This is a genomic window from Verrucosispora sp. SN26_14.1 (assembly GCF_004307965.1).
Taxonomy (GTDB): domain Bacteria; phylum Actinomycetota; class Actinomycetes; order Mycobacteriales; family Micromonosporaceae; genus Micromonospora.
The window spans coordinates 1-1058 of sequence record NZ_SISL01000830.1 but is presented as its reverse complement, the minus strand read 5'-3'; the positions used below and the strand labels follow the sequence as shown (position 1 = coordinate 1058).

Genomic DNA, 1058 nt, shown 5'->3' with positions numbered 1-1058 from the left:
GACAGCCCGGGCCCGAGCGTACGCCGAGCCCGGGCGCTCCGAGCGGCACACCGCGTCCGGGCGGTGGCGGCCACGCCTTCCCGGTGCCGGAGGAAGAGCCGTCGCGCACACCCACGTCCGCCCCGACGAGCCGGAACCCCGGCCCGACCGCGAGCGCCAGCGCGACCGGCGGCACCGAGCGGTTCCGACCGCTCACCGTGCAGGCCGAGGCACCGGGCAACACCCTCGGCGGCGGCGCCCAGATCGCCACCTGTTCCGCCTGCGACGGCGGCGCGCGGGTGCGCTACCTGGGCAACCTCACCGTCTTCTTCGACGTCCCCACGGCCGGTCGCCGGACCGTCACCGTGCACTACACAGTGGACGGGCCACGGGAACTCCGAGTCGCCGTCAACGACGCCAGCCAGCACACCTTCGCCGTCACCGGCACCGCCTGGGACTCGCCGCGCAGCGTCCAGTTCGACGCCACGGTCCCGGCCGGACGCGTCGCGGTGCGGCTCTGGAGCGACAAGTCGGCACCCGACATCGACAAAGTCACCATCAGCTGACGGCAACGGATGAGCCGGTTCGTCGCATACGCCGCTCTCTGTCGGGCAGTCCTGCTCGGCCGGCTCGTCGTGACCATCGCCGCCGTCGGAGTGGGACTGCGGCTGGTGGACGACGCGTGGGCGGCGGTCCACACGCTCGGGCTCATCGCCGCGACCACGGCGGTGCAGGTCACCGTGCTGAGCAGGTGGCCGACCGCGATCCGGTGGCGGTTGAGCTTCCTCGCGCTGGACGCCGCGCTGATGGTCACCGTGCTGGTGGTCAGCGGCGGCGGGATCGGGTTCTTCTGCTACGCGGCCGGGCACGCCGCCCTCACCGGGGCGCTGCTGGGGGCGCACGGCCTGCCACTCTGGACCGTCAACGCGGTCCTCGGCTTCGCCGTGGCGACCCAACTGCTCCGCGCGGACGGCGGCGTGGCCGGCACCTCGGTCGCCGCGCCCTTCATGCTCGCCTTCCCGATGATCAACATCGTCTGCGGCTTCGGCGCGGCGGTGGCCACCGCCGCGCTCGGCCGC

General features: G+C 74.0%; 1 protein-coding gene and 1 pseudogene. Both read left to right on the top strand.

Annotated elements, in window-relative coordinates:
- Positions 1-545: pseudogene (locus EYA84_RS32270) on the top strand (hypothetical protein); the annotation flags it as partial.
- A 9-nt stretch (positions 546-554) separates the two neighbouring features.
- Positions 555-1058, top strand: a 504-nt coding sequence (locus EYA84_RS32265; RefSeq protein WP_201272556.1) for a hypothetical protein, incomplete at its 3' end; no start/stop codon positions are given.